21 protein-coding genes are annotated in these 25,388 nt (G+C 50.1%); 20 read left to right on the forward strand and 1 reads right to left on the reverse strand.

The annotated features are described in order from the left end of the window. Positions 1 to 259: 259 nt before the first annotated feature. On the reverse strand, positions 260 to 418 hold the full coding sequence (locus METLU_RS27795) for a hypothetical protein (protein ID WP_155920467.1): 159 nt from the start codon (positions 416 to 418) through the stop codon (positions 260 to 262). 798 nt (positions 419 to 1,216) lie between these two features. Between METLU_RS27795 and METLU_RS0106105 the strand changes: the two genes are divergently transcribed. From METLU_RS0106105 to METLU_RS0106200, 20 genes are all read left to right on the forward strand, one after another. Then, positions 1,217 to 2,347 carry an exopolysaccharide biosynthesis polyprenyl glycosylphosphotransferase gene (locus tag METLU_RS0106105; RefSeq protein WP_036243550.1) on the forward strand — a complete coding sequence of 377 codons (1,131 nt, stop codon included), beginning with the start codon at positions 1,217 to 1,219 and terminating at the stop codon, positions 2,345 to 2,347. A 230-nt stretch (positions 2,348 to 2,577) separates the two neighbouring features. Further along, complete coding sequence (locus tag METLU_RS0106110; protein WP_027157455.1) at positions 2,578 to 3,084, forward strand: acyltransferase; 507 nt, start codon at positions 2,578 to 2,580, stop codon at positions 3,082 to 3,084. Positions 3,085 to 3,317: 233 nt separating this feature from the next. Further along, on the forward strand, positions 3,318 to 4,361 hold the full coding sequence (locus METLU_RS0106115) for a Gfo/Idh/MocA family protein (protein WP_027157456.1): 1,044 nt from the start codon (positions 3,318 to 3,320) through the stop codon (positions 4,359 to 4,361). Next, the gene (locus METLU_RS0106120) at positions 4,358 to 5,479 is read left to right on the forward strand and encodes a DegT/DnrJ/EryC1/StrS family aminotransferase (protein ID WP_027157457.1); all 1,122 of its coding nucleotides are present in this window, start codon (positions 4,358 to 4,360) and stop codon (positions 5,477 to 5,479) included. Before METLU_RS0106115 ends, METLU_RS0106120 begins: the two co-directional genes overlap by 4 nt. A gap of 16 nt (positions 5,480 to 5,495) precedes the next feature. After that, positions 5,496 to 6,206, forward strand: a complete 711-nt coding sequence (locus METLU_RS24620) for an LbetaH domain-containing protein (RefSeq protein WP_051300218.1) — start codon at positions 5,496 to 5,498, stop codon at positions 6,204 to 6,206. A gap of 162 nt (positions 6,207 to 6,368) precedes the next feature. Continuing rightward, positions 6,369 to 7,367 (forward strand): NAD-dependent epimerase/dehydratase family protein, encoded by a 999-nt coding sequence (locus tag METLU_RS0106130; protein ID WP_027157458.1) that lies wholly within the window; start codon positions 6,369 to 6,371, stop codon positions 7,365 to 7,367. Beyond that, entirely contained in the window at positions 7,364 to 8,563 is a 1,200-nt protein-coding gene (locus METLU_RS0106135) for a DegT/DnrJ/EryC1/StrS family aminotransferase (RefSeq protein ID WP_027157459.1), read from the forward strand. The genes METLU_RS0106130 and METLU_RS0106135 overlap by 4 nt, the downstream gene beginning before the upstream one ends. Before the next feature lie 17 nt (positions 8,564 to 8,580). After that, a complete protein-coding gene (locus tag METLU_RS0106140; protein WP_027157460.1) occupies positions 8,581 to 10,296 on the forward strand; it encodes a GumC family protein in 1,716 nt (571 codons plus the stop codon). Positions 10,297 to 10,361: 65 nt separating this feature from the next. Next, a complete protein-coding gene (locus METLU_RS24625; RefSeq protein WP_036242899.1) occupies positions 10,362 to 11,117 on the forward strand; it encodes a CpsD/CapB family tyrosine-protein kinase in 756 nt (251 codons plus the stop codon). Between the two features lie 348 nt (positions 11,118 to 11,465). Further along, on the forward strand, positions 11,466 to 12,803 hold the full coding sequence (locus METLU_RS24630; protein WP_051299797.1) for a nucleotide sugar dehydrogenase: 1,338 nt from the start codon (positions 11,466 to 11,468) through the stop codon (positions 12,801 to 12,803). A gap of 828 nt (positions 12,804 to 13,631) precedes the next feature. Beyond that, positions 13,632 to 15,377 carry a glycosyltransferase family 4 protein gene (locus METLU_RS0106155; RefSeq protein WP_027157461.1) on the forward strand — a complete coding sequence of 582 codons (1,746 nt, stop codon included), beginning with the start codon at positions 13,632 to 13,634 and terminating at the stop codon, positions 15,375 to 15,377. Positions 15,378 to 15,608: 231 nt separating this feature from the next. Next, entirely contained in the window at positions 15,609 to 16,676 is a 1,068-nt protein-coding gene (locus METLU_RS26630; RefSeq protein WP_081679028.1) for a glycosyltransferase family 2 protein, read from the forward strand. A gap of 385 nt (positions 16,677 to 17,061) precedes the next feature. Continuing rightward, entirely contained in the window at positions 17,062 to 18,012 is a 951-nt protein-coding gene (locus tag METLU_RS0106165; RefSeq protein WP_036242901.1) for a GDP-mannose 4,6-dehydratase, read from the forward strand. Positions 18,013 to 18,064: 52 nt separating this feature from the next. Then, on the forward strand, positions 18,065 to 18,793 hold the full coding sequence (locus tag METLU_RS0106170) for a nucleotidyltransferase family protein (RefSeq protein ID WP_051299800.1): 729 nt from the start codon (positions 18,065 to 18,067) through the stop codon (positions 18,791 to 18,793). Further along, the gene (locus METLU_RS0106175) at positions 18,786 to 19,346 is read left to right on the forward strand and encodes a D-glycero-alpha-D-manno-heptose-1,7-bisphosphate 7-phosphatase (protein ID WP_027157464.1); all 561 of its coding nucleotides are present in this window, start codon (positions 18,786 to 18,788) and stop codon (positions 19,344 to 19,346) included. The genes METLU_RS0106170 and METLU_RS0106175 overlap by 8 nt, the downstream gene beginning before the upstream one ends. 641 nt (positions 19,347 to 19,987) lie before the next feature. Further along, a complete protein-coding gene (locus METLU_RS0106180; protein ID WP_027157465.1) occupies positions 19,988 to 20,584 on the forward strand; it encodes a D-sedoheptulose-7-phosphate isomerase in 597 nt (198 codons plus the stop codon). Between the two features lie 18 nt (positions 20,585 to 20,602). Continuing rightward, on the forward strand, positions 20,603 to 21,655 hold the full coding sequence (locus tag METLU_RS0106185) for a GHMP family kinase ATP-binding protein (protein ID WP_196806508.1): 1,053 nt from the start codon (positions 20,603 to 20,605) through the stop codon (positions 21,653 to 21,655). Positions 21,656 to 21,723: 68 nt separating this feature from the next. Continuing rightward, the gene (locus METLU_RS26635; protein WP_051299801.1) at positions 21,724 to 22,893 is read left to right on the forward strand and encodes a glycosyltransferase family 4 protein; all 1,170 of its coding nucleotides are present in this window, start codon (positions 21,724 to 21,726) and stop codon (positions 22,891 to 22,893) included. Positions 22,894 to 23,010: 117 nt separating this feature from the next. After that, positions 23,011 to 23,733 carry a class I SAM-dependent methyltransferase gene (locus METLU_RS0106195; RefSeq protein ID WP_196806509.1) on the forward strand — a complete coding sequence of 241 codons (723 nt, stop codon included), beginning with the start codon at positions 23,011 to 23,013 and terminating at the stop codon, positions 23,731 to 23,733. Positions 23,734 to 23,797: 64 nt separating this feature from the next. Continuing rightward, positions 23,798 to 25,216, forward strand: coding sequence for an O-antigen ligase family protein (locus METLU_RS0106200; RefSeq protein ID WP_027157468.1), 1,419 nt, complete (start codon positions 23,798 to 23,800; stop codon positions 25,214 to 25,216). The last annotated feature ends 172 nt before the right edge of the window (positions 25,217 to 25,388 follow it).

Genomic DNA, 25,388 nt, shown 5'->3' on the forward strand with positions numbered 1-25,388 from the left:
GGCTAAAGGATGGAACCTTGGCCTTGATCCTCTTGCCGTGCATATGTGGGTTCTGTTGCGTTAGCTGAGAAGGCCCAGGTTCAGGTAGGGTGTCTCTCCGACCAATAGACAGCAATGGTCGAACATGACCGGCTTCAAAGGCCATCGCGTCGAAAAAGCCATTATTCTGTTGGGTGTCTGTTGGCACCTGGCTTATCCGCTGAGCTACCGGAATCTGGAAGAATATTGTGCCTGTGGATTGTAAAAATCAGACGTAAATTTAGGCGCCCATTACGCCGGCCACCTGACTGAAAGACACGCCGGCCAAGCTGCCGGTCTGGCCGAACAGCCGCATTGATGAACTGCCGCCCCTATCACTGGAGTTCATTGAATCGCTAAAGCTGAAGTAGCGCCGGATGGTAGGACTGGACGCATGCATTACCGCTGCTTTTCGGTAGAAAACAGGCCAATCTAGGGCTGGCTAAAACCATTAAACGCATTTTTGATGATGAGAAAAGCCGGCCAGATTGACCCGGAATCACTCGACGACTCCAGGCAGAAGGTGTACCGGCTAGCCGGCATCGAGGGGCCAGAATCATGCGAAGCAACGGCTGGCGAGCCAAAGCGGCCAGGAAATGTTTGAGGTGTATTACCACCGCAAAAGGCTTCACTCCCAATTAGCTATCTCATTCCGGAAGCTTTTGAAACAAAAAAAGTCGCTTAGTCGAGCGTCTATAAAATCCGGGTATCAGATAAGTGTTCTGACATCCGTAGCATAGGTGGGACGGCTGGATGTTTAGCATTAGATCTCCGCAACTGAACCAGTATGCAGATCTACTTAGGTGTTTGTACCAAGTTGTGATGTTGAGTAAAAACAAGGAATATGTTGAGCAACATTGAGGAGCAAGAACCATCTGGTAACGCGCTTAAGACGTTAAGCGTAAAGTGCTTCCTCGCATCCGTGTATTTCAGTACGCGATCTTTGGATTAAGCCAACTCGCTAAAAAATTATTTGAGTAGGCAATTCTAAAAACAAGATTCAGTGTGACAACGCATGTCTTGAAAAAAATAGAGGGAACGAAAAGAAAAGTAATTGCGGTTTTAATCAATTTAAAATTTATATAGATTTTATTTGATGGGCATTTTGAGCGATGGATCTATGCCGACTTCTATAAATGAGGATTTGGAAAGAGAAATTATTTATATATGTCGCCAAGACAGTAGCATGGGGATGAAAATGAAAAAAAGCGAAGATTTATTAGTAGAGTCAACGCCATTTCCCGACCCAATCGATAATCCGAGTCACTATCGGGATAATTTCGAAGAATTTTTTTATGATTCCGGCTTTATTGAGCAGCTGCGCTTTGAGAAGCTCCGGGCACAGCGGTCTAAATCCACGTTATCAATTATATTGTTGACTCTTGATAAAGAGATTGATGATAAACACATTAATATGAATAAGATTCTGGATATTGTTCGGTCAAAAACACGAAATACTGATATTTGTGGTTTTGTCAATCATAGAACTTTAGGCGTACTTCTCCCCGACACGAACGAGAAAGGAGCGAAGGAAATCTGTGACAAATTGCTTTATGAAAATAAGAATCCGCAATTCTCTTCCACCATATCGACTTATCCTGACCACCTATTTGAAAGCCTCGCAAAAAATGGATGTATTTATTCAGATACTTTCCCTTTCGAGCTGGAAAAAGCAACCGGTGCTTTATGGTTTAAATTGTTATTGAAAAGAGGCATCGATATCGTAGGTTCGATTATCGGTATACTTATTTTTATGCCCGTCATGTTAATTACGGCATTGGCTATCAAAGCAACGTCTCCGGGGCCTGTTATTTTCAAACAGGTGCGCTTGGGTAAACAGGGAACCCCTTTCACTTTTTACAAATTTCGATCCATGCATGTGAATATGGATGATCAAATACACCGTGAATATATCCGGGACTTTATCAATGGTGATCGTGCAAAAGCCAATCAGGGAGATGTGGAAAAACCATTTTTTAAAATTAAATCCGATCCCAGGATAACCAGAATTGGAAAATTCATCCGGAAAACCAGTATTGATGAGCTGCCGCAGTTTTTTAATGTGTTAAAGGGTGACATGAGTCTGGTCGGACCGAGACCGCCTCTGGCCTACGAAGCCGAGAAATACCAGGCATGGCATCTGAGGCGAATATTAGAGATGAAGCCTGGGATCACCGGACTCTGGCAGGTGCAGGGACGAAGCAGAACAGAATGGGACGACGCAGTGAGGCTCGACATTCAGTATATTCGGAACTGGTCTTTAATACTTGATTTAAAGCTTTTATTAAAAACGGTAAAGGTCGTCTTAAAGTGCGGAGGCGCCGTGTAATGCGCAAGGCATTTAATCGCCGATAAACTTGTTATGGCGCATTAGCTTCTTTGTAAGTGTGCATCGGCTAAATATTTAAGCATGGCCTGACTAATGGCTGTCTCGTTTTGAGTATTAAGTTGTACGGGGGCACGCGTGTGAAGGAACCGAACATTATTAATACTTATTAAGGGTGTCATCCTTAAGTTGTTTTCAAGATAACAAGACAAGCTAACTTAGAGGAAAAAAGAATGATCAAAGAGAATGTAATTTTAGGTGAAGGGGTTGCCATATACCATCCTGAACTCGTGAATCTCTACGGTTGCATTATTGGCGAAAATTCCAGAATCGGCACATTCGTTGAGATACAAAAAGGCGCTTCGGTGGGAGCTCGCTGCAAAATATCCAGCCACACTTTTATTTGCGAAGGCGTTGACATCGAGGATGGGGTCTTCGTAGGCCATGGTGTTATGTTCACTAATGATATTTATCCGAAAGCCGTCAACCCCGAAGGCGATCTGCAAACAGAGGCGGATTGGCAAGTCGTTAAAACCCGCGTTAAGGCTCGCGCCTCTATCGGCAGCAATGCGACCATCCTATGCGGCATCACTATCGGCGAGGGGGCTTTGATTGGGGCAGGCGCTGTGGTCACCCGCGATGTGCCCGATTATGCAATCGTCGCCGGCGTTCCCGCGCGGGTTGTTGGAGACGTGCGCATGCGGGAGAAGGAGGCTGCAACAGTGACAAGTTTGGCCTAGGCCATTAACTATGGGGATTAATGCAGGCCGCTGAACTATTGCTGCGCCTCGGCATAGATGAAATCGATGGCCTTTCTCCCCTGAGAAATCGAAATTGAAAATATAAGTTTGAGGCTGTTTACGGATCACCGCGTGTCCAGGATTTGATGATTTACTGGCGCTGTGCAAAGTGATCAACTTTTTAGCAATACCGAAAGCAATGCAGTTATTTCCATCTAATAAGGAGAGCAGGCATGTTTAAAATAGGTATTATTGGCTATGGGTACTGGGGCCCCAATCTGGTGCGAAATTTTGCCGAAACACCGGGACTTGAGGTGGCTGGCGTGGCAGACCTGGACCAGAAACGACTCGAGACCGTTCAGAAACGTTATCCGGGCGTGATAACCACAACGCGCTTTCAGGACCTGCTTGAGGATCCGTCCATCGATGCCATCGCGGTGGCGACCCCTGTCAGCACGCATTTCGAACTGGGGATGGCGGCTCTGAAGGCCGGCAAGCATCTATGGATAGAAAAGCCTATGACCGAGACATCGTTGCAGGCTCACAAGCTGGTTGATGAAGCCGAAAAGCGGAAGCGTGTGTTGATCGTCGATCATACCTTCGTTTATACGGGAGCGGTACGTAAGATGGCGGAAATCATACAGGCGGAAGATCTTGGCAATGTTTATTACTACGACTCGATCCGCGTCAATCTCGGCTTGTTCCAGCGCGACGTTAGCGTGATTTCCGACCTGGCTGTGCATGACTTTTCCATTCTTGACTATCTGCTGGGCGAACAGCCGGTGGAAGTATCCGTCGCCGGGACTAATCATTTCCCCGGTACGCCCGAGAATCTGGCGTACATCTCACTATTTTACGATTCAGGCATGATCGCGCATTGCAACGTAAGCTGGCTGGCGCCGGTGAAGGTGCGTCAGATCCTGGTAGGAGGCAGCAAGAAGATGATCACTTACGATGATCTGGAGCCGAGCGAAAAGATCAAAGTTTACGACAAGGGCGTCAGCTTCACCGATGACCCCCAAAAGATCTACCAAATGCGGGTCGGCTATCGCACCGGCGACATGTGGGCGCCGCAACTGGATACCACGGAGGCCTTGCGTATTGAGGGAGAGCATTTCGTCGATTGTATCGAAAACGGCAAAGCGCCGCTGACCGACGGTTCTCTGGGACTGCGTGTGGTGGAATTGATTGAGGCCGCGACCCGCTCGATGAATGAGCGTGGCCGATCCGTCAAGGTCAACGGAACGCGCATGTGGCAAGGGAGGGTAGTGGCATGATTCCATTTGTCGATCTCAAAGCTCAGTACGTCGGGATTAAGGATGAAGTTAACGCCGCCATCCAGGGCGTGCTGGAATCCTGCCAGTTCACTCTGGGAAGCGAAGTGGCGGCGTTTGAAGAGGAGTTCTCCGCCTATTGTCAGGGCCAATACGGAATTGGCGTGAACACCGGGACCAGCGCCTTGCACCTTGCCCTTCTCGCGGCCGGAATAGGTCCCGGCGACGAAGTGATTACCGTTCCATTCACATTTGTAGCGACCGTGGCGGCGATTCACTACACCGGTGCCAAGCCCGTGTTTGTGGACATCGATCCGCGTACCTTCACGATGGACGTGAAGGCGATCGAAAGCGCAATCACCAGCAGGACCAAAGCCATCGTGCCCGTGCACCTGTATGGTCATCCGGCGGACATGGACCCCATTCTGGACATTGCCAGACAACATGGCCTGACCGTGATTGAAGATGCGTGTCAAGCCCACGGCAGCGAATACAAAGGACGGCGCGTCGGCAGCTTGGGCGATATGGGCTGCTTCAGTTTCTATCCGGGCAAAAATCTCGGCGCCTATGGTGAAGGCGGCATGGTGGTTACCAATAATGCCGAATATACCCGTACCATCCGAATGCTTCGCGATTGGGGGGCAGAGCAGAAATACCAGCATGTGCTCAAAGGCTACAACTTTCGACTGGAGGGCATTCAAGGAGCGGTCCTCAGAGTCAAGCTGCGCCACTTAAACGCATGGACCGAGGCAAGACGGGAAATCGCCTCGTATTACAATGAGTTGTTATCCGGCAGCGGCGTGCCGACGCCGGAGGCCATGTCTTATGCCCGGCATGTGTATCACATCTATGCAATCCGCACCCGGAAGCGAAGCGAATGGCAACAGGCACTGCAAGCCAAAGGCATACAGACCGGCATCCACTATCCGATTCCCGTGCATCTCCTGCCTGCCTATGCCGACCTGGGCTATGTAAAGGGAGACTTTCCCCATGCAGAGCAGGCGGCCGAGGAAGTGCTTTCCCTTCCTATGTTCGCCGAGTTAAGCCGGGCTGAATGCCAGGAGGTCTGCGAGGCCGTCACGACGCTTGCGGAACAGGCAGCGGTTGAGTATGCCGCTTGACCAAGAGGAGACAGACGTGCAAAAAACACAGCCGCTGTTGATCTTTCCTTATAACGGCAACGGTATCGAGGCCTTGGATTGTATTGGAGACTCTTACCGATTTATTGGTTTTGTGGACGATACACCACAGAAGAGAGGGGTGGATGCGAACGGATATCCTGTGTTTGACAGAGACGCGTTCGCGCTGTTTTCGGATGCATGCGTTTTAGCGGTTCCGGGCAGTCCTGTTTCCTACCGGTCCCGAAGAGAGATTATTCAAGGCCTGGATCTTGCCGAGGAACGGTTTGCCAGGGTCATTCATCCCTCCGCCAGCGTATCACCCCTGGCCTCGATTGGCTGTAATGTCCTGATCATGGCGGGGGTGGTAATTACGAGCAATGCGCGTATCGGTTCGCATATCAGTATTCTGCCGAATACGGTAATCCATCATGACGTGGACGTGGATGACTGGACTCTCATAGGCTCCAACGTGACCATTGCGGGCAACACTGTTGTCGAAGAGAACTGTTACATCGGCAGCGGCTCAAACGTCATGAACGGCCTGCGCGTCGGAAGTGGGGCATTGGTCGGTTTCGGCAGCAATGTTATCAGTAGCGTCGCGACCGGTAGCCGTGTTGTGGGTAACCCCGCGCGCGAGATTGGAATACGCTCAAAGCGGCCATTATTTGCCGCCGCTGACCTTTCTTCTTCAAGAGAGGAGGAGGGCATTTTGAAAAAATGCAAGTGATGATCGCGTTCAAGTATGTCCAAGTGTATGAGTCAGGTAGAACACGCAGCATGAATCGCATAGGACAGGCTGTCCAGCAGCATTGCTTTGATTGGCCGTGGCGGTTCAATCGCAGTATTTTTTGAAAGTAAAAAAGAAGACAACAGAGAGGCTAGCTGACTAATGGACATTAAAAATTCGAACATACTGGTGACGGGGGGCTGCGGCCTGGTCGGTTCCACAACCATTGATTTGCTACTGCGGGACTATGCGCCCGCAAGCATCCTTATTCTCGATAATTTAAGCCGAGGGACACTGGCCAATGTTGAGAAGGCTTTGAAAGATCCCCGTGTCACACTGTTGCGGGAAGACATCCGTGATGTAGAGGCGACTCACAGAGCGATGCGGGGCGTGGACGCGGTGATCCATATGGCAACTCTTCGCATTACCGCCTGCGCGGGCGAGCCGCGCGAGGCGATGGGCGTCATGTGCGACGGCAGTTTCAATGTGCTGGAGGCCGCGCAGGCCGCCGGCGTCAAAAAGGTGGTGGCGGCATCCTCTGCATCGATCTATGGCCTGGCCGATACCTTTCCTACGCGTGAGGATCATCACCCTTACAATAACCGCACCTGGTACGGCGCCAGCAAAATCATGCTGGAAGGGCTGCTGCGTTCGTTCAATGACATGTACGGGCTGCCCTACGTGGCTTTGCGCTATTTTAACGTTTATGGTCCGCGCATGGATATTTACGGGAAATACACCGAAGTGCTGATCCGCTGGATGGAGCGCATCGCTGCCGGGCAGCCGCCGCTGATCCTCGGGGACGGCACGCAAACCATGGACTTCGTGTACATCGAGGACGTCGCCCGATCCAATATCCTGGCCCTGGAGTCGGATATTACCGACGATGTCTTCAATATCGCCAGTGGCAGGGAAACCAGCCTCAATGAACTGGCGGCGGCGCTGCTTAAGGTGATGGGCTCGGATCTGCAGCCGGAATACGGACCGGAGCGCAAGGTAAACCCGGTATCCCGACGCATGGCGGATACAACCAAGGCCGAACGACTGCTCGGATTTCGGGCGCAGGTCAGCCTGGAAGACGGACTTTCGCGGCTGGTCGACTGGTGGCTCACAAACAAAATGGGGTTGAGACACACAAACAGGATGGAGGTGCAGTTATGATTCCTATTACCAAGCCCATGCTGGGCGAGAATGAGGCGGAGGCCGCGCGGCGCGTCATCCTGAGCGGCTGGACCAGTCAGGGGCCGGAAGTTGCCGCATTCGAGAAAGAGTTTGCGGAATACGTGGGCGCGCCGCATGCTTGCGCAGTCTCCAGTTGTACCACCGCTTTGCATCTGGCGCTGCTGGCGGTAGGCGTGCAGCCCGGCGACGAAGTGATTACCGTCAGCCACTCTTTTATCGCCACTGCCAACGTGGTCCTCTACTGCGGCGCCAAGCCGGTATTCGTGGACATCGAGCCTGATACGTTCAATCTTGATCCCAGGCAGCTCGAAAGCGCTATCACGGATCGTACCCGTGCCATTTTATGCGTACATCAGATCGGAATGCCCTGCGATCTTGCGTCAATCGTCAAAATAGCGCGCCGTCATTCGCTTCCGGTTGTCGAGGATGCCGCTTGCGCCGTCGGCAGTGAGATTTTCTGGCAGGGTCAGTGGGAAAAAATCGGCAAACCGCAAGGCGACGTCGCCTGCTTTTCCTTTCATCCACGCAAGGTGATAAGTACGGGCGATGGCGGGATGATCACCACGGCGAACCCGGAATGGGACGCCAGGTTCAGGCTGTTGCGGCAGCATGGCATGAGTGTTCCTGATACCGTACGTCATGGCTCGAGCCAGGTTATCTTCGAATCCTATCCGATCGTTGGTTACAATTTCCGCATGACTGATATTCAGGCGGCGGTTGGCAGGGAGCAGCTCAAGCGTCTGCCGGAGATTGTCAGCAAGCGGCGGAATCTGGCGTCCCGCTACAAGACGCTTCTTGCAGAGATACCAGGGCTCGGTTTACCGGTTGAGCCGGACTGGGCGCGCAGCACCTGGCAAAGTTTTTGTGTGCGCCTGCCTGAAGGAGCGGACCAGCGACAGGTGATGCAGTCCATGCTGGATGACGGGGTATCGACCCGCCGGGGCATCATGTGTTCACATCGGGAAGCGGCTTATCCGGCCAATGCATGGTCTTGTGCGGGCAGGAATGCAGGAACGGATTGCACGGCGGAATCTTGCCAGTGCCTCCGGCACAGCGAGGAGGCGCAGACTCAGACGATTATCCTGCCGTTGTTTCCTCAAATGGGCCTTGACCAGCAGGATCATGTCGTAACGGCACTCCATGATGCCTTACGTGTTGTTATGTTAAATGAATAGACCTTCGGTTTAAGGCTATGGAAAATCAGACTAAAACACTCGCCGATTACCTTGATCTTGTAAAACGGCGTAAGTACTACATTATAGCGACTTGGCTGCTCATCAGCTTAACAGCCGTAATCGTTGCCTATAACATGCCCAAGGTTTATCGGTCAACGGCAACGATGTTGATCGAAGCGCCAATTCCGACAAAACTCGTCGAATCGACAGTATCCCAATATGCGGAAGAACAGATTCAATCGATTTATCAACGGGTCATGACGACTGATAACGTGCTTTCGATTATTGATTCGAATGGCCTTTACACGGATATCAGAGGGCTTTACCCAAAATATGAATTAGCGAATTTATTCAAAAAAAACGCTGAAGTTAAGTTGGTCACTTCCTCTTTAACGCCAGAGACTAATTCCGGAATGGCCGAGATCGCCTTTAATATTACATTTAGAGATGGCCAGGCAATCAAGGCAAAAGAGATAGCGAGCAAGCTGGCGGCTCTATTCATCGAGCAAAATGACAAGGCCCGAACTCTGCGCGCTACCCGGGCGACCGGTTTTCTTATGGAGGAGTCGGACAAACTCAACCGGGAGCTTCAGGAAGTTGATGCCAGGATCGCGAAATACAAGGAGCAGCATAACTTCAGCCTGCCGGAGCAAGTGCAAGGGAATCTGGCAGCGATGGACCGTGCGGAGAATGAACTGAGAGATACTGATGGTCAGATTCGCGCCACGAAAGAAAGGATGATTTTTCTGGCGGCGGAGTTGGCAAGAGCGCGACAGGAACTGCCTCCCAGGCTCGATGATAAAGCGCCGCAAAGCAAGGCTGATACTTTAAGGATCCTGCGGGCGCGGTATCTTCGATATTCCAGCATTTATTCGCCTTCACACCCGTCGCTGGTTCGCCTGAAACGAGAAATACAGGCCCTGGATCCCGCCTTTGAAGGGCAGTCGGTCGAGTCGGATATTCTCAAGCAGATGGCAGAGGCCAAGGACGAACTTAAATTGTTGAAAGAGACCTATGCCGGTAATCATCCGGATATAGCCAAGCGTAAAAAACAAATCGAAAGGTTGCAGCAACAATTGAAAAACATGCCGCCGCGCGCTCAGCAGGAGGATGCGTCCATGCGTGCCGTTAATCCGGCTTATCTGGATATAGAGGCACAGTACAAAAGCAGCCAGACAGAACTTCAGTCATTGATGCAGAAGCAGGATTATTTAAAAGCGAAACTTGAAAAAACGCAAAATATCCTCTTGCAGGCTCCTCAGGTTGAACTGGCTTATACCGATTTGATAAGAGAGCGGGACAACATCATCAAGAAATATACGCAGCTCAAGGAAAAATGGCTGGATGCCAAGCTCGTTCAAACTCTGGAAAAGCAGCAGCAAGGGCAAACCCTCACTCTCATCGAGCCCCCCGTCGTTCCTGTGAACCCGGAAAAAGCGATCAGAAGAATAGTGGCTATCGGCGGTTCTTTCATGGGCATCATTGCAGGTCTTGGCATTGCTTTTTTTGTTGATTTTCTGGAGCCTGGCGTTAGGGGATACAGGGCGATCAGCGAGGTTACAGGACTCATGCCGCTGGTAGTAGTCCCCTATATCGAGTCCCGGGCCGAGTTGGAAGACCGGCTTGTGAGGCAGAATCGAATGAAGAAAATTATGATCTGGGCGGGGGTGGCCTTCACCATGTTGGCTTCCGTTGTAATGTCCGTATTTTTTCTTCTGTCAGTGCAAACATGAAGCAAACCCAGAGATAAGCAATATGAAAATTATCATGCGGTTATGCGCTTATTGGAGAAAAATCGATGATTAACAGTGCTGATGCATACTCGCTCGACTCGATCCGATACACAAAAACGCATACGGTCGCTATTGATCCGGATGCGTTGCTGGATAATCGGGTTGTCATGGGGCTCCATAATGATCCTCGGGCGGATATTTTTCGTGTGCTCCGGACGAATGTCCTCAGGCAGCTTCGGGAAAATAACTGGAACAGCTTTGCCATAACCAGCGCGACGCCAGGTGCGGGCAAAACGTTTATATCCGTCAATCTCGCGATTGCCATGGCGATAGAGGGAAATCAAAGCGTTCTTATCGTTGATGCGGATCTCAGACGCCCAAGCGTAGGCCAGTATCTGGGTATCGAATGGGATTTCGGACTGGTCGACTGCCTGGAAGGAAATGTGCCTTTGGCGGATGCCCTGGTCAAGCCCGACATCGAGCGTCTGGTGATTTTGCCTGGCAAGGATTCCGACAGCAGTGCTTCGGAATTGATTTCATCCCGGAAAATGGTCAATCTGATTCAGGAGATTAAATCGCGCTATGAAGACCGGATAATTATTTTCGATATTCCGCCGCTTTTTGCAGGGGACGAAGCGTTATTGTTCATGCCTTATATCGATGCGGCTCTACTGGTAGTAGAGGATGGAAAGAATACGTCCGACCAGCTTCAACATGCCATGTATATCCTGGAGCAGACCAATCTGCTTGGGCTGGTTGTGAACAAGTCAAGGCAGTCGTTACCGGTATACCAGTATGAATACTCAGGTGAAGCCGTTTGAAATTAAAGGCTGATGTTACGCAGTTATTCGAATTTAAACTGCATTATTCAAGGCGTTGCTAGCGCGACGTTATTTGAATCGCGTTCTCGCACTATTCTGTTAAAAGCTCCGGTGCTCGGCGCGGCAAACGAGATAAACATGAGTAGGCTGGGTTGGAGCTTTAGCGGAAACCCGGCATGGGCGGTTTCGAAAATGCCGGGTTTATCAACCCAGCCTACCGCCGTTAAAAGCCGCAGTGCCCGGCGCGGATGGTCAACAGGCCTGAGCTATTGCATCACGTCGGGAAATAACAAGTCTGCGATGATTTCAAAGACATGATTTTCAAAAAAGCATAAGGAGTATCACAGAATGAAAATTACAGTCGTTGGCGGTGGCCGGATGGGGCTTCCACTTGCCTGCATGTTCGGCAAGCACGGAGCAAGCGTAACAGTGAGCGATATCAATCAGGCTCTCGTGAATTCCATTCACACAGGGGTTTGCCCTTATGAAGAGCCGGGACTGCCCGAACTCATGGATGATTTGCACAAGGCGGGCCGGCTTAGCGCCACTACCAATACCAGAAAGGCTTCGTCCGAGTCCGATGTTATCGTAGTCATCGTGCCCGCTCACCTGACTTCCGACCGCGATATCAATTTCAGTATCCTCCAGATGGCTTCGGAGGAAATAGGTAAAGGACTTCAGCCGGGAACGCTTGTTGTGTACGAGACCACAGTGGCCGTCGGCGGAACCCGGCGATGCCTGATCCCGTGCCTGGAACAAAATAGCGGTTTGAAAGCCGGGGTGGACTTCCATGTGGCCTACAGTCCGGAACGGGTAAAAGCGAACCATGTATTGGCGCGGCTTGAGACTACTCCCAAGGTTGTGGGCGGTTTAGACGCCGCATCATGCGCAAAGGCGGTGGCATTCTATGGACAATATCTGGGGGCGCCGGTCGACGACGTAGGCACCATCGAGGCGGCCGAAATGGCTAAACTGTTAGGCATGCTCTACCGGGACGTGAACATTGCCCTGGCCAATGAATTTGCGGCCTTCTGCGAAGTATCCGGTGTTGATTTCGAGCGGGTTCGCCAGGCTGCGAATACTGACGGCGAGGCGAATCTGCTTATGCCGGGCATAGGTGTCGGCGGTCATTGCGTGCCGGTTTATCCCTATTTTCTGACACGGGAATCGCGCCGATTAGGCCTGCCTCAACGCATATCGGAAGCCGCCCGCGAGATTAACGATTACCAGCCTGCCAGGCAATTGGAGCGGGTTGAAGCAAGATGGAAGAGCTTGAAAGGAGAGAAAGTGCACATAATGGGGCTGGGATTTAGGCCAGGCGTAAAGGTGGACATTTTCAGCCCAACCTATGCATTGCGGGACGAACTCCAGCGATCAGGTGCCCGGGTTACGCTCGAAGATCCTTACTACAGTAACGAGGAACTGCGCGACGCAGGGTTTGAACCAGGCTCGGCCGATAGGGCTCGCGTCGTTGTTCTGAGCACGGCCCACAAAGAATTTGCTGATCCTGATTTCGCTGCGTGGCGAAAGGCGGGTGTGGAGGTTGTGCTTGACGGCCGTAATTTCTGGAACCAGCATGAAGCCGAAGCCGCTGGAGTGCTCTACTTCGGGATCGGACGATCTTCGCGTGTAGAGCGCATTCCCCCTCAGACTGCCGCCATGGTGAACCCGACATATAACCGTTGAAGTGTTTTTTCATTCGGGAAGGATTCGGTTAAAAATAACTTTCCGGTTTGTCGATGAAATCAGCGCTTATGTAGGGGCGAATTCATCTATGCCCTTCGGGTACTTGTGCCCTTTGGGTATTCGCCCTGGGCGACTTAAGTCGCCTCCACACCTGTTGCTCGTCAAAATTCAGGGAAGTTATTTCTCGCCCTGTCCTAGATCAATACACCTTCCACCTTAAAATGCTGTAAGCAAAAGCACCTAAGTATACGTACGAATTTTACTGTTGTGCTTTTGTTATATGATTTATTTCAACCTCAGGTAAAAAAAGGGGGCCGATCCTAATACTAGATCAACGTTTCAGTTGAAAGCATGACCCAGACTAAATACTGTCTGAAAGCGATGTCGATAATTCTGTTTGCCAAGGGCTAAGGATAAAGAAGGTTCGTAAGCCCCAGAAAATATCTAAATCAGGATTTTGCCATGCAGACTCATTTAATAACCCGCATGCAGGCTTCCTGATTTATATAGGGAACATTGGGGATATGGAACCGTTCTTTGCATAACCGCAACTGCGACCGACATGCACCGACGATTGCTCAGAATCTGTTTGTCCGGTCAACTTATTGCGGTTCAAAAATGTTGGCTATTTCCCTGTTTAATGAGGAATCCTTAAATGATCAGCCTTTTAGGCAAAGGCCATAAACCTCATTAAACATTAAACAGGACTCTGCGCGGATAGCAAAAAATTCTAACAATTAACGGTAGCATAGCCGAAATGTTCGGCAATACTAAAAACGGAAGGATCAGTCTTCATTCACATGGACTTTAAGGCAGAGAGAAAAAACGATGTCGACATTACCACATATAAATAAGCCTGATTTTCCGGAAGAGGTTCTCGAAGCTCGGACAGGCACATTGCCGCACACAGAAGCTGCGGCACAAGCCGTTTTCCTGCAGGTCAATAGTGAAAGCTACGAATGGCTTGCCGGGAAGATTCAGACGCTGGATCGACAAAAGGAAGCCGAGGAAATCCTTTGTTGCATAGAGAAAGCGGCGCGTTTTGCGGCAATGTATCATACGGGCCGGTTCGCTGATGGAACGATTGAAAATGCAGCGTTGGAGATCGGCGCGGATCTGGATAAGTTGGCGGCCGGAACAGGAGATCTCTGGCTTCCGGCTGTGAGCAAGGACGACCGTCGTCGTGTCCTGCATGTGACATTCAACGTGCGCGAGGTGGGCGGACACACACGCCTCATGTACCACTGGGTGAGGAATGATCAAAGTTCCTGCCATTCGATATTGCTGGTTAACCAGCCAGAGGATATTCCAGTTCCGCTATGGTTGTTTGAGGCAGTTCGAAGCAGCGGCGGCCATCTTGTTACGCTCCCGCCGAAATCCGGCCTTTGCCAGAAGGCAAAATGGCTGAGGACGATGGCAAAGCAGAGCGCCGACCTGGTCGTGCTGCATACAATCTGGCCGGACGTGGTGCCGACTGTTGCCTTCGCAACCCATGATTGCCCACCGGTGGTAGTGGTCGACCAGTGCGACCATATGTTCGAACTCGGCAGTTCGGTGGGAGATATGCTGATCAGCTTGCGAACGTTGGAATCCGTACCCATGGCGAAACGGAGATGCTCGCCTAGAAATGCCGCCATCCCCATTCCTCTAGTGGATACCTTGGGTAATATGTCGCGCCGGGATGCCCGGCGGACTTTGGGAATTGATGAACATCAGATCGTGCTGCTGAGCGTCGGCCGCGACCTGAAATACCGACCCTGCGGGCCCTACGATTTTGTAGCGACTGCCAACAGGATACTCAATCGTCAACCGGGCGCCCATCTCTATGTGGTGGGAGAATCCGCGGCTGGAATTGCGCCTTATTTGCGTTGTGCAATTCATGACCGCCTGCATTTCGTTGGAAGCGTGGAAGATCCGTCATTATATCGCGCGGCGGCGGATATCTACCTGGAAAGCTTCCCGTTCGGTTCGCAGACGGCGCTGCTGGAGGCTGCGCTGGTCGGGCTTCCGGTGGTGCCCGCCTATGCGCCTTTGTGTCCGATGCTGGTAGCGCATGATGAGGCAATAAGCGACATTCTTACTAATCCGCAGGACGAGCGGGAGTATGTGAAGCGGGTGGAACTGTTGATCCGGCAACCGGAGGAGCGAGCCATGCTGGGCAAGGCGTTGCGGGAACGCTTGTTAACAGGTCATGTCGGCGAAGGTTGGTTAAATCGGCTGGCTGCCGTGTATCAGCACACCGATCGTCTGATGCAGGCGCACGATCCGCGGCCTATTCCCGTGTCCATCTGTGCAAATACAGACGCGGATATCGGTTTGAGTCATTGGAGCCTGATGGGGCACAGCAATATTTATTTTACAGCTACTTCGGAAGGGGGCGAGGAGGCAGTGCTGGTTCATAGCTCGCTGGTGACGAAGTGGGCCGGTGATTTTTCAAAGGCGCGCAGGTTTGCGTGGCGCGCCATCCAGCATAATCCATACCGATGGGCGGTATGGCGTCTCTTTCTGTCCACAATGCTGAGCGGAGCGAGAAGTATCATTTTGAAGGCGGTCAGTCATATCAAGAAAGAATGAACTTGTTGTATCGAGATTGGCATCTATATACGGATTAAAAGAGGTATCGTTGACGGAAGCTCCATTTAATTGAAAAGCTGAATTTGTGAATGGCCCGGGGCATCGAATCGATGACCGGGGTTTGTAGTTTGTACAGGAGTAATTAAGGATGATGCGGATGGAACCGCAGTTGATGGCACCTTATGTACATTGCTTCGTTTGTTTAAAAACTACTAAACACATACAAAATATATGTCTACTCCAATAGTATCGGTAGTAATGAGCGTCTATAACGGTGAAAGATTTTTGAATGAAGCTGTCGATAGCATCCTCAATCAAAGCTTTGGAGATTTTGAATTTATCATCATTGACGATGGTTCGACAGACAGTACTGGCCCGTTGCTTGATGCTTATCAGAAAAGAGACCCGCGCATTTGCGTCTATCACCAGGAGAACAGGGGGCTGGTTGAATCCCTGAATCGTGGGTGCAAGGCGGCACAAGGCCAGTACATCGCCCGGATGGATGCTGATGACATCGCTGTAAGAGATCGCCTCTTATGGCAGCTGAAATTCATGGAAGGGCATCCAGAGGTCGGTGTCGTTGGCGGTGCGATCGAGTTTATCGACGTTACCGGAAAATCATTGAGAACCAGTGTCAATCCGGCAGAGGATCGGGATCTTAGATCAGCGCTTCCTGATTGTCCGTTCTGGCATTCCACCGTTTTCATGAGAAAAGAAATTATCGACTTATTGGGTGGATATAGAAAGATCGTAATCGACGCTGAAGACCATGACCTGTGGCTGCGGGTCGCGGAACGCTATCAATTGGCCAACCTTGAGGCGGTGGTACTGAAGTACAGGCTCCATCCTTATCAGGTAACCGTACGAAAGTTCAGACAAATGGCCGTCAGCAGCCTTGCGGCCCAAGCGGCTGCGGCATTGAGGAAAAACGGAAAGCCCGACCCTTTGGACGGGGCCACGGAAATCACGCCCGGGATTCTGAACGAACTTCGTATCACCGAGGTTGCCCTGGAGGCTACAGTGGCTAGAAAATGCCTGTGGAGCATACAGACAATGTGCGAAATTGGCGAATATGCCACGGCTTTCAATATGTTACTTAACCTGTTTCAATCCTCTGGCTGGAAACATGCTGAAAAGCGGGTGGTTGCCGATCTCAGCCTTATCGCTGCACAACTCTATTGGCGCGAGGGTAGATTCATGAAAAGTATCAAAGCGGCTTGTCATGCCGCCATCACTCGGCCGAAAGTTTTGGGACGCCCGCTTAAGCAACCTCTACGCTGGCTTCGATACTGGTGCTGAAAATTCATCGTGGCTGTGCATCAGCTGTTTTTGGCGTCGTCACAAAAAGAATGGCATTTTGTGCGGAGCCGGGTTAGGCAGTGAAGATAATAGTGTAACTGATGTTACGCAGACAATTGGCCCATACGTCAAGCGCCTGTAGGGTCGAATTAACTTGTGCCCTGTAGGGTCGAATTCACTTGTGCCCTTTAGGGTATTCGACCCGAGACGCCCTGTTAGTCATTTAGTGCGAATTAATTCGCACCTACGCATGCATTGGGCCGCTTCCGGTCAAGGAGACTCAAGAGTTGTAGTGCTCGGGAGCGGCAAACGGCATAAAAAGCTACCCGTGCGTAACATCAGATTTTAAATCGGGTTAAACATCTAAATTTGTAAGGGGATCAGTATGAGGGATAAAGTTTGGGTGACTGGCTATGGGGGGTTCATGGGTGTTCATCTCGTAGACTTGCTGGAATCGAAAGGCGGCGAGGTGCTGGCAACCTACTTCCGCCCGACAACTGATCTGCGTAATTCAAATCCAAGAGGGCAGGTCGTTGAATGCGATTTGAGGGACCAGGCAAAAGTCCATGGTCTTTTGAAGGAATTCCAGCCGGAAAAAATATTCCATTTGGCCGCCCAAAGCTATCCGACAGTCTCATGGGATGATCCCTGGTACACAATTGAAACCAATGTCACTGGCACGGTAAATATATTTGAGGGCGTAAAAAAATTGGGATTGGATTGCAAAATTCTCAATGCCTGCAGCAGCGCGGAATATGGTTTTGTGACCGAAGACGAAGTGCCCGTGAGAGAAGATCATGCGCTAAAACCATTACACCCTTACGGTGTTTCGAAGGTTGCACAGGAAATGCTGGGCTATCAATATTATAAGAATTTTGGTATTGAATCGATTGCTGTCCGGATTTTTAACACAACCGGGCCGGGGAAAGCGAATGATGTCTGCTCGGATTTCACGAAAAGATTAGTGCAAATTGCCAAAGGGATCGACGTTGAGAAAAAATTGAGAGTCGGAAATTTACGGACAAGACGGGCGATAACGGATGTCAGAGATGTCATCAGGGCATTTGACCTGGCCATGAATACCGCAACGGTCGGCGAAGCCTATAACCTGAGCGGGGAAAAGGTTTATGAAGTGCGGGAGATCGTCGATATTCTGCGAGGGCTTGTCAGTTTCGATTTCGAAGTATGGCAGGACCCGGAATTATTAAGGCCCACGGATGAACCCATTATTTATGGCAGCAGCCAAAAGTTCCAGAAAGAAACGGGTTGGAAGCAAGAGATACCTCTGGAGAAAACTTTAAAGGATATGTTGGATTACTGGCATGGAATCCTGTAGCGTTTTTTATAGGGCGCCGTAATCGTTCCGTAAACTCTTCCCGAGAAATCCCATGAATGATAGATCCGACATAACCGCAGTCATACTCGCCGGCGGATTGGGCACCCGATTGAGGTCAGTCGTTAAAGATCAGCCAAAAGTGCTGGCCGGGATCGGAGGGCATCCGTTTCTGAAATATCTTTTGGATCAGTTAGCCTCCTGGCGAATCCGAAAGGTTGTACTTTGCACCGGATACCTGAGCGAGCAGATAGAATCGCGGTTCGGACAGGATTATCGTGGACTGCGGTTGACTTACTCGCGCGAACCGACGCCTCTCGGTACAGCCGGGGCGTTGCGACTGGCGCTGCCTTTGATCGATTCCGATACCGTGCTGGTTTTGAACGGGGACTCTTACTGCGCGGCGGATTTTGACGCATTCTGGCGCTGGCACAGCTTGCGCAGGTCGCTGGCGACTCTGCTTTTGGTGAACAACCCCGATACCCAGCGCTTTGGCAGCGTCCAGATTGCCGCGGAAGGGCAAATTATCCGCTTCGACGAAAAAAAGGAAGGCGCGAAACCCGGTTTAATCAATGCCGGCCTTTATCTTATTAAAAGGGCTCTTCTTAAGTCGATTCCCGAATCAGGTTCAGTTTCTCTGGAGCGGGAAATTTTTCCTAGATGGATTGGAATGGATTTCTACGGTTATCAGGTGACCGGTCCTTTTCTGGATATCGGCACGCCTGAATCTTATGCATCGGCGGAGATTTTTTTCGCCAATATCAATAAGCTCCAGCATGAATAAGCGTCGTTTCGTATTACTTGATCGTGACGGGACTCTTATTGTCGAGCGCAATTATCTTTCGGACCCGGCTGAAGTCCAATTGCTCCCAGGCGCGGCAAGCGGTTTAAGAAAAATGAGCGAACTGGGGCTCGGGTTAGCGGTGATTACGAATCAGTCAGCCATCGGTCGAGGATTTATTGATGAGCTGCGACTTAAGCAGATCCACAACCGGATGTGCGAACTGCTGCAACAGGAGAATATCAGTCTGGATGGCATTTATTTTTGCCCGCATCTGCCCGAGGACAACTGTGACTGCCGAAAACCCAACGTGGCTTTACCGAATATTGCGGCGAGCGAGTTGGGGTTCAATGTCCGGGATAGCTTTGTTATCGGAGACAAAGAGTGTGATATCGATATGGGACGACGGCTTGGCGCAACCACATTCCTGGTTCTTACCGGTTATGGAAAGAAGACCGATGCCAACCGGGCGGCACGCCCCGACTATGTGGCTGCCGATCTGGACCAGGCAGCGATCATGATTGATCGCTTGCTGCAAAACAAGCGTTCTCCCTAAATCTTGATTGCCAAGCTGATCGTGTGCAACCGGCGGGGAGGAGCAACCCGGCCTCAGCCGTTAAAAGCTCCGGTCCGGCCCGGCGATTATTTGTACCGGGTTCAAAATGTAGGTGCGAATTCATTCGCACTATTATTTTTCGGTGCGAATGCCCTAGGGGACACAAGCGAATTCGCGTCTACAACGTCCGCCCCTGATCAAGCCCATTCCCCATTGTTCTGAATAGATGTTAAGCAATATTGCTTAGGTATTCGTACCACTTTAATGTCAAGCAAAAATCAAGAACAATGACTCTAAGCCAATTGCATGAAATACAAGGACAACTAAGTTGGGAAGCTAGAGGTTCGGGTGAAAAATCCCAAAAGCCGGAGCGTGCTTATACAATTTGAAGGGCTGCCGCTTTACTGAACGGAAATTGAAGAACACATGCAAGCAGGGCATCAGAAAAAGATTATGACTATCAGCGGATTTGCGAGGAATACGAGCCAGAAACAGCGCTTTTTTAAAGCGGCCTTGAAGTGCGGATATTCATAAGAAAATCGATGCTGATCAAGTGGCGCGGTTTCACTGCGCAATTGCTGATTTGGACCCGGCAGCGATCATGATTGATCGTCTGCTGCAAACATCAAGGAGATTGAGGTATGAATACGCAAATTCAGATAAACGATAGGGCAAGAGCGCACCTGATTCAAAGTGCGGAGACCAAGCATCGGGTTGCGGAACAATGCATTGAATCCATAGTGAATGCCGCTCAATTGATAGCAGAATCATTCAAGTCAGGCGAAAAGTTGCTGTTGTGCGGTAACGGGGGAAGCGCCGCGGACTGTCAACACATTGCGGCCGAGTTTACGAGCACGCTGACGCAGGATTTCAGGCGTCCGGGATTGAAGGCTATCGCTTTAACGACAGACACTTCCTTTCTGACGGCTTATTCGAACGACTTCGGTTTTGAAGGCATTTTCGCCAGGCAAGTGGAGACATTGGGCGTTCCGGGCGACATACTGATCGGCATCAGCACCAGCGGCAACTCCAGAAACGTGATCCTGGCCGTGGAAGCCGCAAGGAAAAACAACATGCGAACTATCGGCCTGACAGGAAGCGGTGGCCGACTTCCCGACATGATGGATATCGCGATCACTGTTCCCAGCAAAAGCACCCAGCATATTCAAGAGGCGCACATTACGATCGGGCATATATTGTGCGATCTGGTGGAGTGTTGCCTATTTGATGGAAAATAAGAGGGCCAGCCAATGATTATGAGCAGAACACCCTTCCGGATTTCCTTTTTTGGCGGCGGCACCGACTATCCGCCATGGTATCGGCAGTACGGGGGAAGCGTACTGGTCACCACCATAGATAAATACTGTTACCTGGCCTGTCGTTATTACCCGCCTTTCTTTGATCATAGTTACCGCATTTCCTACATCAAGAGTGAAAACTGCCAATCCATTGATGAGATATCCCATCCTGCCGTGAAGGGGGTATTGCGCTATCTGAACTGGGATCGCGGGCTTGAAATCCATCATGTCGGCGATCTGCCTGCGCGTGGAGGCATGGGGTCAAGCTCCACTTTTACGGTCGGCCTTCTGCATGCGCTCTATGGACTGAAGGGCAAGATGCCCAGCAAGCAGCAATTAGCGATGGAGAGTATTCACATCGAGCAGGAAATACTGCGGGAAACCGTCGGATCACAGGATCAGACCTCAGCCGCCTATGGAGGTTTGAACCACATCATATTTTCTCCCAATGGTGAGATCTCGGTAAGACCCTTAACCCTTTCGACTGAGCGAATCCAGGAACTGGAATCACATCTGATGCTTTTCTATACGGGCATCAAGCGTACCGCATCCGATGTGGCGCAAAGCTATGTCAACAATATTGATGAAAAAAGCCAGCTCATGCATGCCCTGACTGCCATGGTCAATGAAGGCATTTCGATCCTGCATAGCGAGCAGGATATTGCGGAGTTCGGCAAATTGCTCAATGAAGCGTGGCAGATCAAACGCCGGTTCAGCGCCAAAGTCACTAATTCGCAGGTTGACGAGATGTACGGCCGGGCAATTTCGGCGGGCGCGCTTGGGGGGAAAATTCTGGGGGCCGGCGGCGGAGGCTTTATGATGCTGTTTGTTCCGCCTGATCGCCAAAGACAAGTGCGCGAGAAATTAAATAATTTCATCCATGTTCCTTTTAAATTTGAGTTCTCGGGCAGCCAGATCATTTTTTATGATTCGGAGCAGGATTTCTCCGCATCGGAAAAGGAGCGGAGGTCTCTGCCGATACAGCAGTTCAGGGAACACGACTCTGTGTAATCGTAGAGCCAGTATTGTCGCGCCCGATTCATGACCCAGAGTTAGCCTTTATGCTTAAGGAGAAGTCATTGAAAGTTTCGTTGCTTACGGGGGGAGGCGATAAGCCATACGCACTAGGCTTATTGGATGCCCTGGTATCCAAGGGAATGATTGTCGACTTCATAGGCAGTGATGAACTTGGGACTGCCGAGATTGTGCATCACGAAAATGTCAATTTTTTGAATCTGCGAGGCAGCCAGAACCCCGACGTATCTGTCCTGCAAAAATGTGCCCGCGTATCGAGATATTATTTTCGGCTTCTGCAGTATGCGGCGACAACTGACTCAGGATTATTCCATATTTTGTGGACAAACCGGTTTCCATTGCTGGATCGGGTGATATTGAATTTCTATTATAAGTTCCTGGGTAAAAGGTTGATCCTTACCGCGCACAATGTAAACGAAAAGGAAAGAGATGGCGGCGACGGCCTGTTCAACAGGCTCACCCTAAGGACTTTATACACCTTGATGGACCATATTTTTGTTCATACAAATAAAATGAAAGATCAGTTGAATAAGGAATTCAACGTCAAAGAGGCGAAAGTCAGCGTCATCCCATTTGGAATCAATAACACAGTACCCAGTTCTGAACTGACAAAACCAGAGGCGAGAGACAGACTGCAACTGGATGAACGCCATAAGGTAATGCTTTTTTTTGGAAATATCGCTCCTTATAAAGGTTTGGACAGTGCAATAGATGCTTTGGATCGCCTGAAGGTTAAAGATGACAGTTATCGGTTAGTAATAGCCGGACAAGTGAAGGGCTGCCAGGAATACTGGAATTTGATTGAGCGCGCTATAGAGGAGCGCAATCTTGGCGAGCATGTAATAAAGAAAATCGAACATATACCCGACGAAATTGTGGAGGTTTATTTTAAAGCCGCGGACGTTCTGATTTTGCCCTATAAATTTATTTATCAAAGCGGCGTTCTTTTCCTGTCATACAACTTTGGACTTCCGGTGATTGCGACGGATGTCGGCTCGCTCAGCGAGGATATTCTGGAAGGCAGGACAGGGATGATATGCCGCGCGGGCGATAGCACCGAACTGGCTAATACGATCGACAGGTATTTTGACAGCAGGCTTTTCAGAGACTCGGAAAACGCCAGAATGGATATCCAGGCGTTTGGAAACAGCAATTACTCCTGGCAGGAAGTCGCAAAAATAATTCACCCGGTATACGATTCCATGATGAAGTAGCGCGATTATGCTTTTCTAAGCAGGAAAGCTTTCTCAGGGTTATTGCCCTGTCGGCATGATCTTTTTATCCACATTTAAAAACACTACCCATATCAAATTGGGTGAGGAGAATTGGTTGTGGAAAGAAATGACATGAACAGCAAAGCGTCTTGGTACGATGATATCTACAAAAAACATAAGACTGGCGAGAAGGCGTGCGGCATCTCCGTGAATAATATGGAGAAAGCGCGGTCACTCGTGAAGCAGATATGGAAAAGCTTTAATCTTCGTCCGATGAGGGGTGAAACCTCGGTCCTTGATCTTGGGTGCGGCCTGGGTTTCGTTTCCGAGGCGCTCAGGGAAGCGGGCGGAAATGTGACGGGTATAGATATGTCCAGCGTTGCTATTGAGTCCGCCAGGACATCATTTCCATTAGTAGCGTATGAGTGCGCTTCATTTGAGGAAATTATTCACGGACAGCGCAAATTCGACATCATTTGGGCATTGGATTTTTCTGTGCTCAATACAGATGACATGGAGGCTATTGGTAATGATTTTATTCGTCCATGCCTTGATATTATGAATGATGACGGGATTCTGATAATCGGCTGGCATACAAATCTTACTGGTCAGCGGATTGATAACTGGATTCACTGGGATAATGCTTCAATCAGAAAATTAAAGGAGAACTTTCGGTTATTAGGCCCTCGGATCGTGAAGTTCAAATCAGAACTTCTGAATGGGATGATTCTGTATGGATATCGCTTCATCGTAAGGTATGGGATTTCGAGCCTTGTGAAATCGATACCTCTCTATTTGCTTTTAAGAAAATCATCAAATGACTTATATGCTTATGCATAAGGTCTGTTGTCAATTTAAGCGAACCGGGCACATGCAAGGTTAGGGCGGAGAATCGAGAACCATTATGCCACCATCCATTGCTCTTCTATTGTGCAGCGTATGTATTGTTGTCGCGTTCATTACCGACTATCGCCGGGAGCCCAATGTCTCGCACGCTCTTTGGGTTCCCTTGATCTGGCTGGCGATAGTGGCATCGAGGCCGGTTGGCGAGTGGATTAATCCCCGTGGCGAGTTCAGTTTGCATCCGGAAGAAGGAAGCGCTATTGATCAAGGTTTTCTGATTGTATTGATGTGCCTTGCCGCATTCATATTGCGAAAGCGGCATTTTCGCCTGACTCAGTGGTGGAGCGGTAATTTATGGCTTTTCCTGTTCCTGTTGTTCTGTGGAATTAGCATAGCCTGGTCGGATTTTCCCTGGGTGGCCTTTAAAAGGTGGGTTAGAGCCATTGGCAGTCTGATGGTGATTTTTGTCGTATTGACGGAAAGCAATCCGATTGCGGCCATAGGGGCGCTCGTCAGGCGATGTACCTATATACTCATTCCGATGTCTGTGGTACTTATCAAGTATTATCGGTATATGGCGGTTGAATACAATGTCTGGACAGGCCAGGAGTACCTCGCGGGCGTCACGACCGACAAGAATGCGCTTGGCCGGTTATGCCTGGTTGCCGGACTGTTTCTTTTCTGGGATCTCATCAAGACACGGCATGATAAGTTTTATGGCCTCTTGAGGCTCAATAGATACATTAACATCACTTTATTGGTAATGACGCTGTGGCTTTTGTTGAAATCCCATAGCTCGACTTCGCTCGGTTCGATGATCATTGGTATTTTCCTTGTCATCGGGCTCGGCTTCCCGTTCGTTAAAGCCAATGTAAAATACATTGGCACTTTCATCGTTTTGTCGATATCGACAATTTTTATTCTCGATCAGGTATTCGGATTAACAGAATATGTGGTGACAAAGGTTCTGGGCCGCAATATGACTTTCACCGATAGAAGCTTTGTCTGGAGGGATCTCCTGATGATGGACACGGCCCCGCTTCTGGGGGTGGGCTATGATAGCTTCTGGCTGGGAGAAAGATTGGCATTTTTTTCATACAAGCACCGGGTTAATGAGGCTCATAATGGTTATCTGGAGGTTTATCTTGAGCTTGGCGTGGCAGGCCTGGTTCTGCTTGGGGGATTTCTGTTTAGTACCTTCTACAGAGTAAAGCAATCCCTCATCGTAAACTTCGATTTTGGCAGGGTACGGTTCGCGCTATTGGTTATTTTTCTTCTCTACAATGTGACCGAAAGCGCCTACAAGGCATCGACCCTGATGTTTTTTATGCTGATCGTGCTTGCTATTGAGGTGCCGGGCCAATCATATTCGCAAAATCCCGCAAAAGCAGTGCCCAGTCCCGCGACGCCGACGAGCAGGCCGAGGCGTTTGGTCTGGCGTTACAAGAACAGCGGCCTCAAGGAACCCAAGAGCCTCTAGTTTGAATCGTTCACCACGAACGCGCGGTGGTCGCGAAGGCTTTGACATTTGAGTGTCCTTTACCGAAAGCGGCCCCATGCGCTTGTAGGTGCGAATTCATTCGCACTAAATGGCTGGCAAGGCGTCTCGGGTCGAATTAATTCGACCCTACAGGTGCATGGATAAATTATCT

This window comes from Methylobacter luteus IMV-B-3098 (genome assembly GCF_000427625.1).
In the GTDB taxonomy this organism is placed as follows: domain Bacteria; phylum Pseudomonadota; class Gammaproteobacteria; order Methylococcales; family Methylomonadaceae; genus Methylobacter; species Methylobacter luteus.

What these genes read in the sequence shown, in the direction of transcription:
- METLU_RS27795 (WP_155920467.1), bottom strand. Translation starts at nt 418, where the DNA reads ATGCATGCGTCCAGTCCTACCATCCGGCGCTACTTCAGCTTTAGCGAT.
- METLU_RS0106105 (WP_036243550.1), top strand. Translation starts at nt 1,217, where the DNA reads ATGAAAAAAAGCGAAGATTTATTAGTAGAGTCAACGCCATTTCCCGAC.
- METLU_RS0106110 (WP_027157455.1), top strand. Translation starts at nt 2,578, where the DNA reads ATGATCAAAGAGAATGTAATTTTAGGTGAAGGGGTTGCCATATACCAT.
- METLU_RS0106115 (WP_027157456.1), top strand. Translation starts at nt 3,318, where the DNA reads ATGTTTAAAATAGGTATTATTGGCTATGGGTACTGGGGCCCCAATCTG.
- METLU_RS0106120 (WP_027157457.1), top strand. Translation starts at nt 4,358, where the DNA reads ATGATTCCATTTGTCGATCTCAAAGCTCAGTACGTCGGGATTAAGGAT.
- METLU_RS0106130 (WP_027157458.1), top strand. Translation starts at nt 6,369, where the DNA reads ATGGACATTAAAAATTCGAACATACTGGTGACGGGGGGCTGCGGCCTG.
- METLU_RS0106135 (WP_027157459.1), top strand. Translation starts at nt 7,364, where the DNA reads ATGATTCCTATTACCAAGCCCATGCTGGGCGAGAATGAGGCGGAGGCC.
- METLU_RS0106140 (WP_027157460.1), top strand. Translation starts at nt 8,581, where the DNA reads ATGGAAAATCAGACTAAAACACTCGCCGATTACCTTGATCTTGTAAAA.
- METLU_RS24625 (WP_036242899.1), top strand. Translation starts at nt 10,362, where the DNA reads ATGATTAACAGTGCTGATGCATACTCGCTCGACTCGATCCGATACACA.
- METLU_RS24630 (WP_051299797.1), top strand. Translation starts at nt 11,466, where the DNA reads ATGAAAATTACAGTCGTTGGCGGTGGCCGGATGGGGCTTCCACTTGCC.
- METLU_RS0106155 (WP_027157461.1), top strand. Translation starts at nt 13,632, where the DNA reads ATGTCGACATTACCACATATAAATAAGCCTGATTTTCCGGAAGAGGTT.
- METLU_RS26630 (WP_081679028.1), top strand. Translation starts at nt 15,609, where the DNA reads ATGTCTACTCCAATAGTATCGGTAGTAATGAGCGTCTATAACGGTGAA.
- METLU_RS0106165 (WP_036242901.1), top strand. Translation starts at nt 17,062, where the DNA reads ATGAGGGATAAAGTTTGGGTGACTGGCTATGGGGGGTTCATGGGTGTT.
- METLU_RS0106170 (WP_051299800.1), top strand. Translation starts at nt 18,065, where the DNA reads ATGAATGATAGATCCGACATAACCGCAGTCATACTCGCCGGCGGATTG.
- METLU_RS0106175 (WP_027157464.1), top strand. Translation starts at nt 18,786, where the DNA reads ATGAATAAGCGTCGTTTCGTATTACTTGATCGTGACGGGACTCTTATT.
- METLU_RS0106180 (WP_027157465.1), top strand. Translation starts at nt 19,988, where the DNA reads ATGAATACGCAAATTCAGATAAACGATAGGGCAAGAGCGCACCTGATT.
- METLU_RS0106185 (WP_196806508.1), top strand. Translation starts at nt 20,603, where the DNA reads ATGAGCAGAACACCCTTCCGGATTTCCTTTTTTGGCGGCGGCACCGAC.
- METLU_RS0106200 (WP_027157468.1), top strand. Translation starts at nt 23,798, where the DNA reads ATGCCACCATCCATTGCTCTTCTATTGTGCAGCGTATGTATTGTTGTC.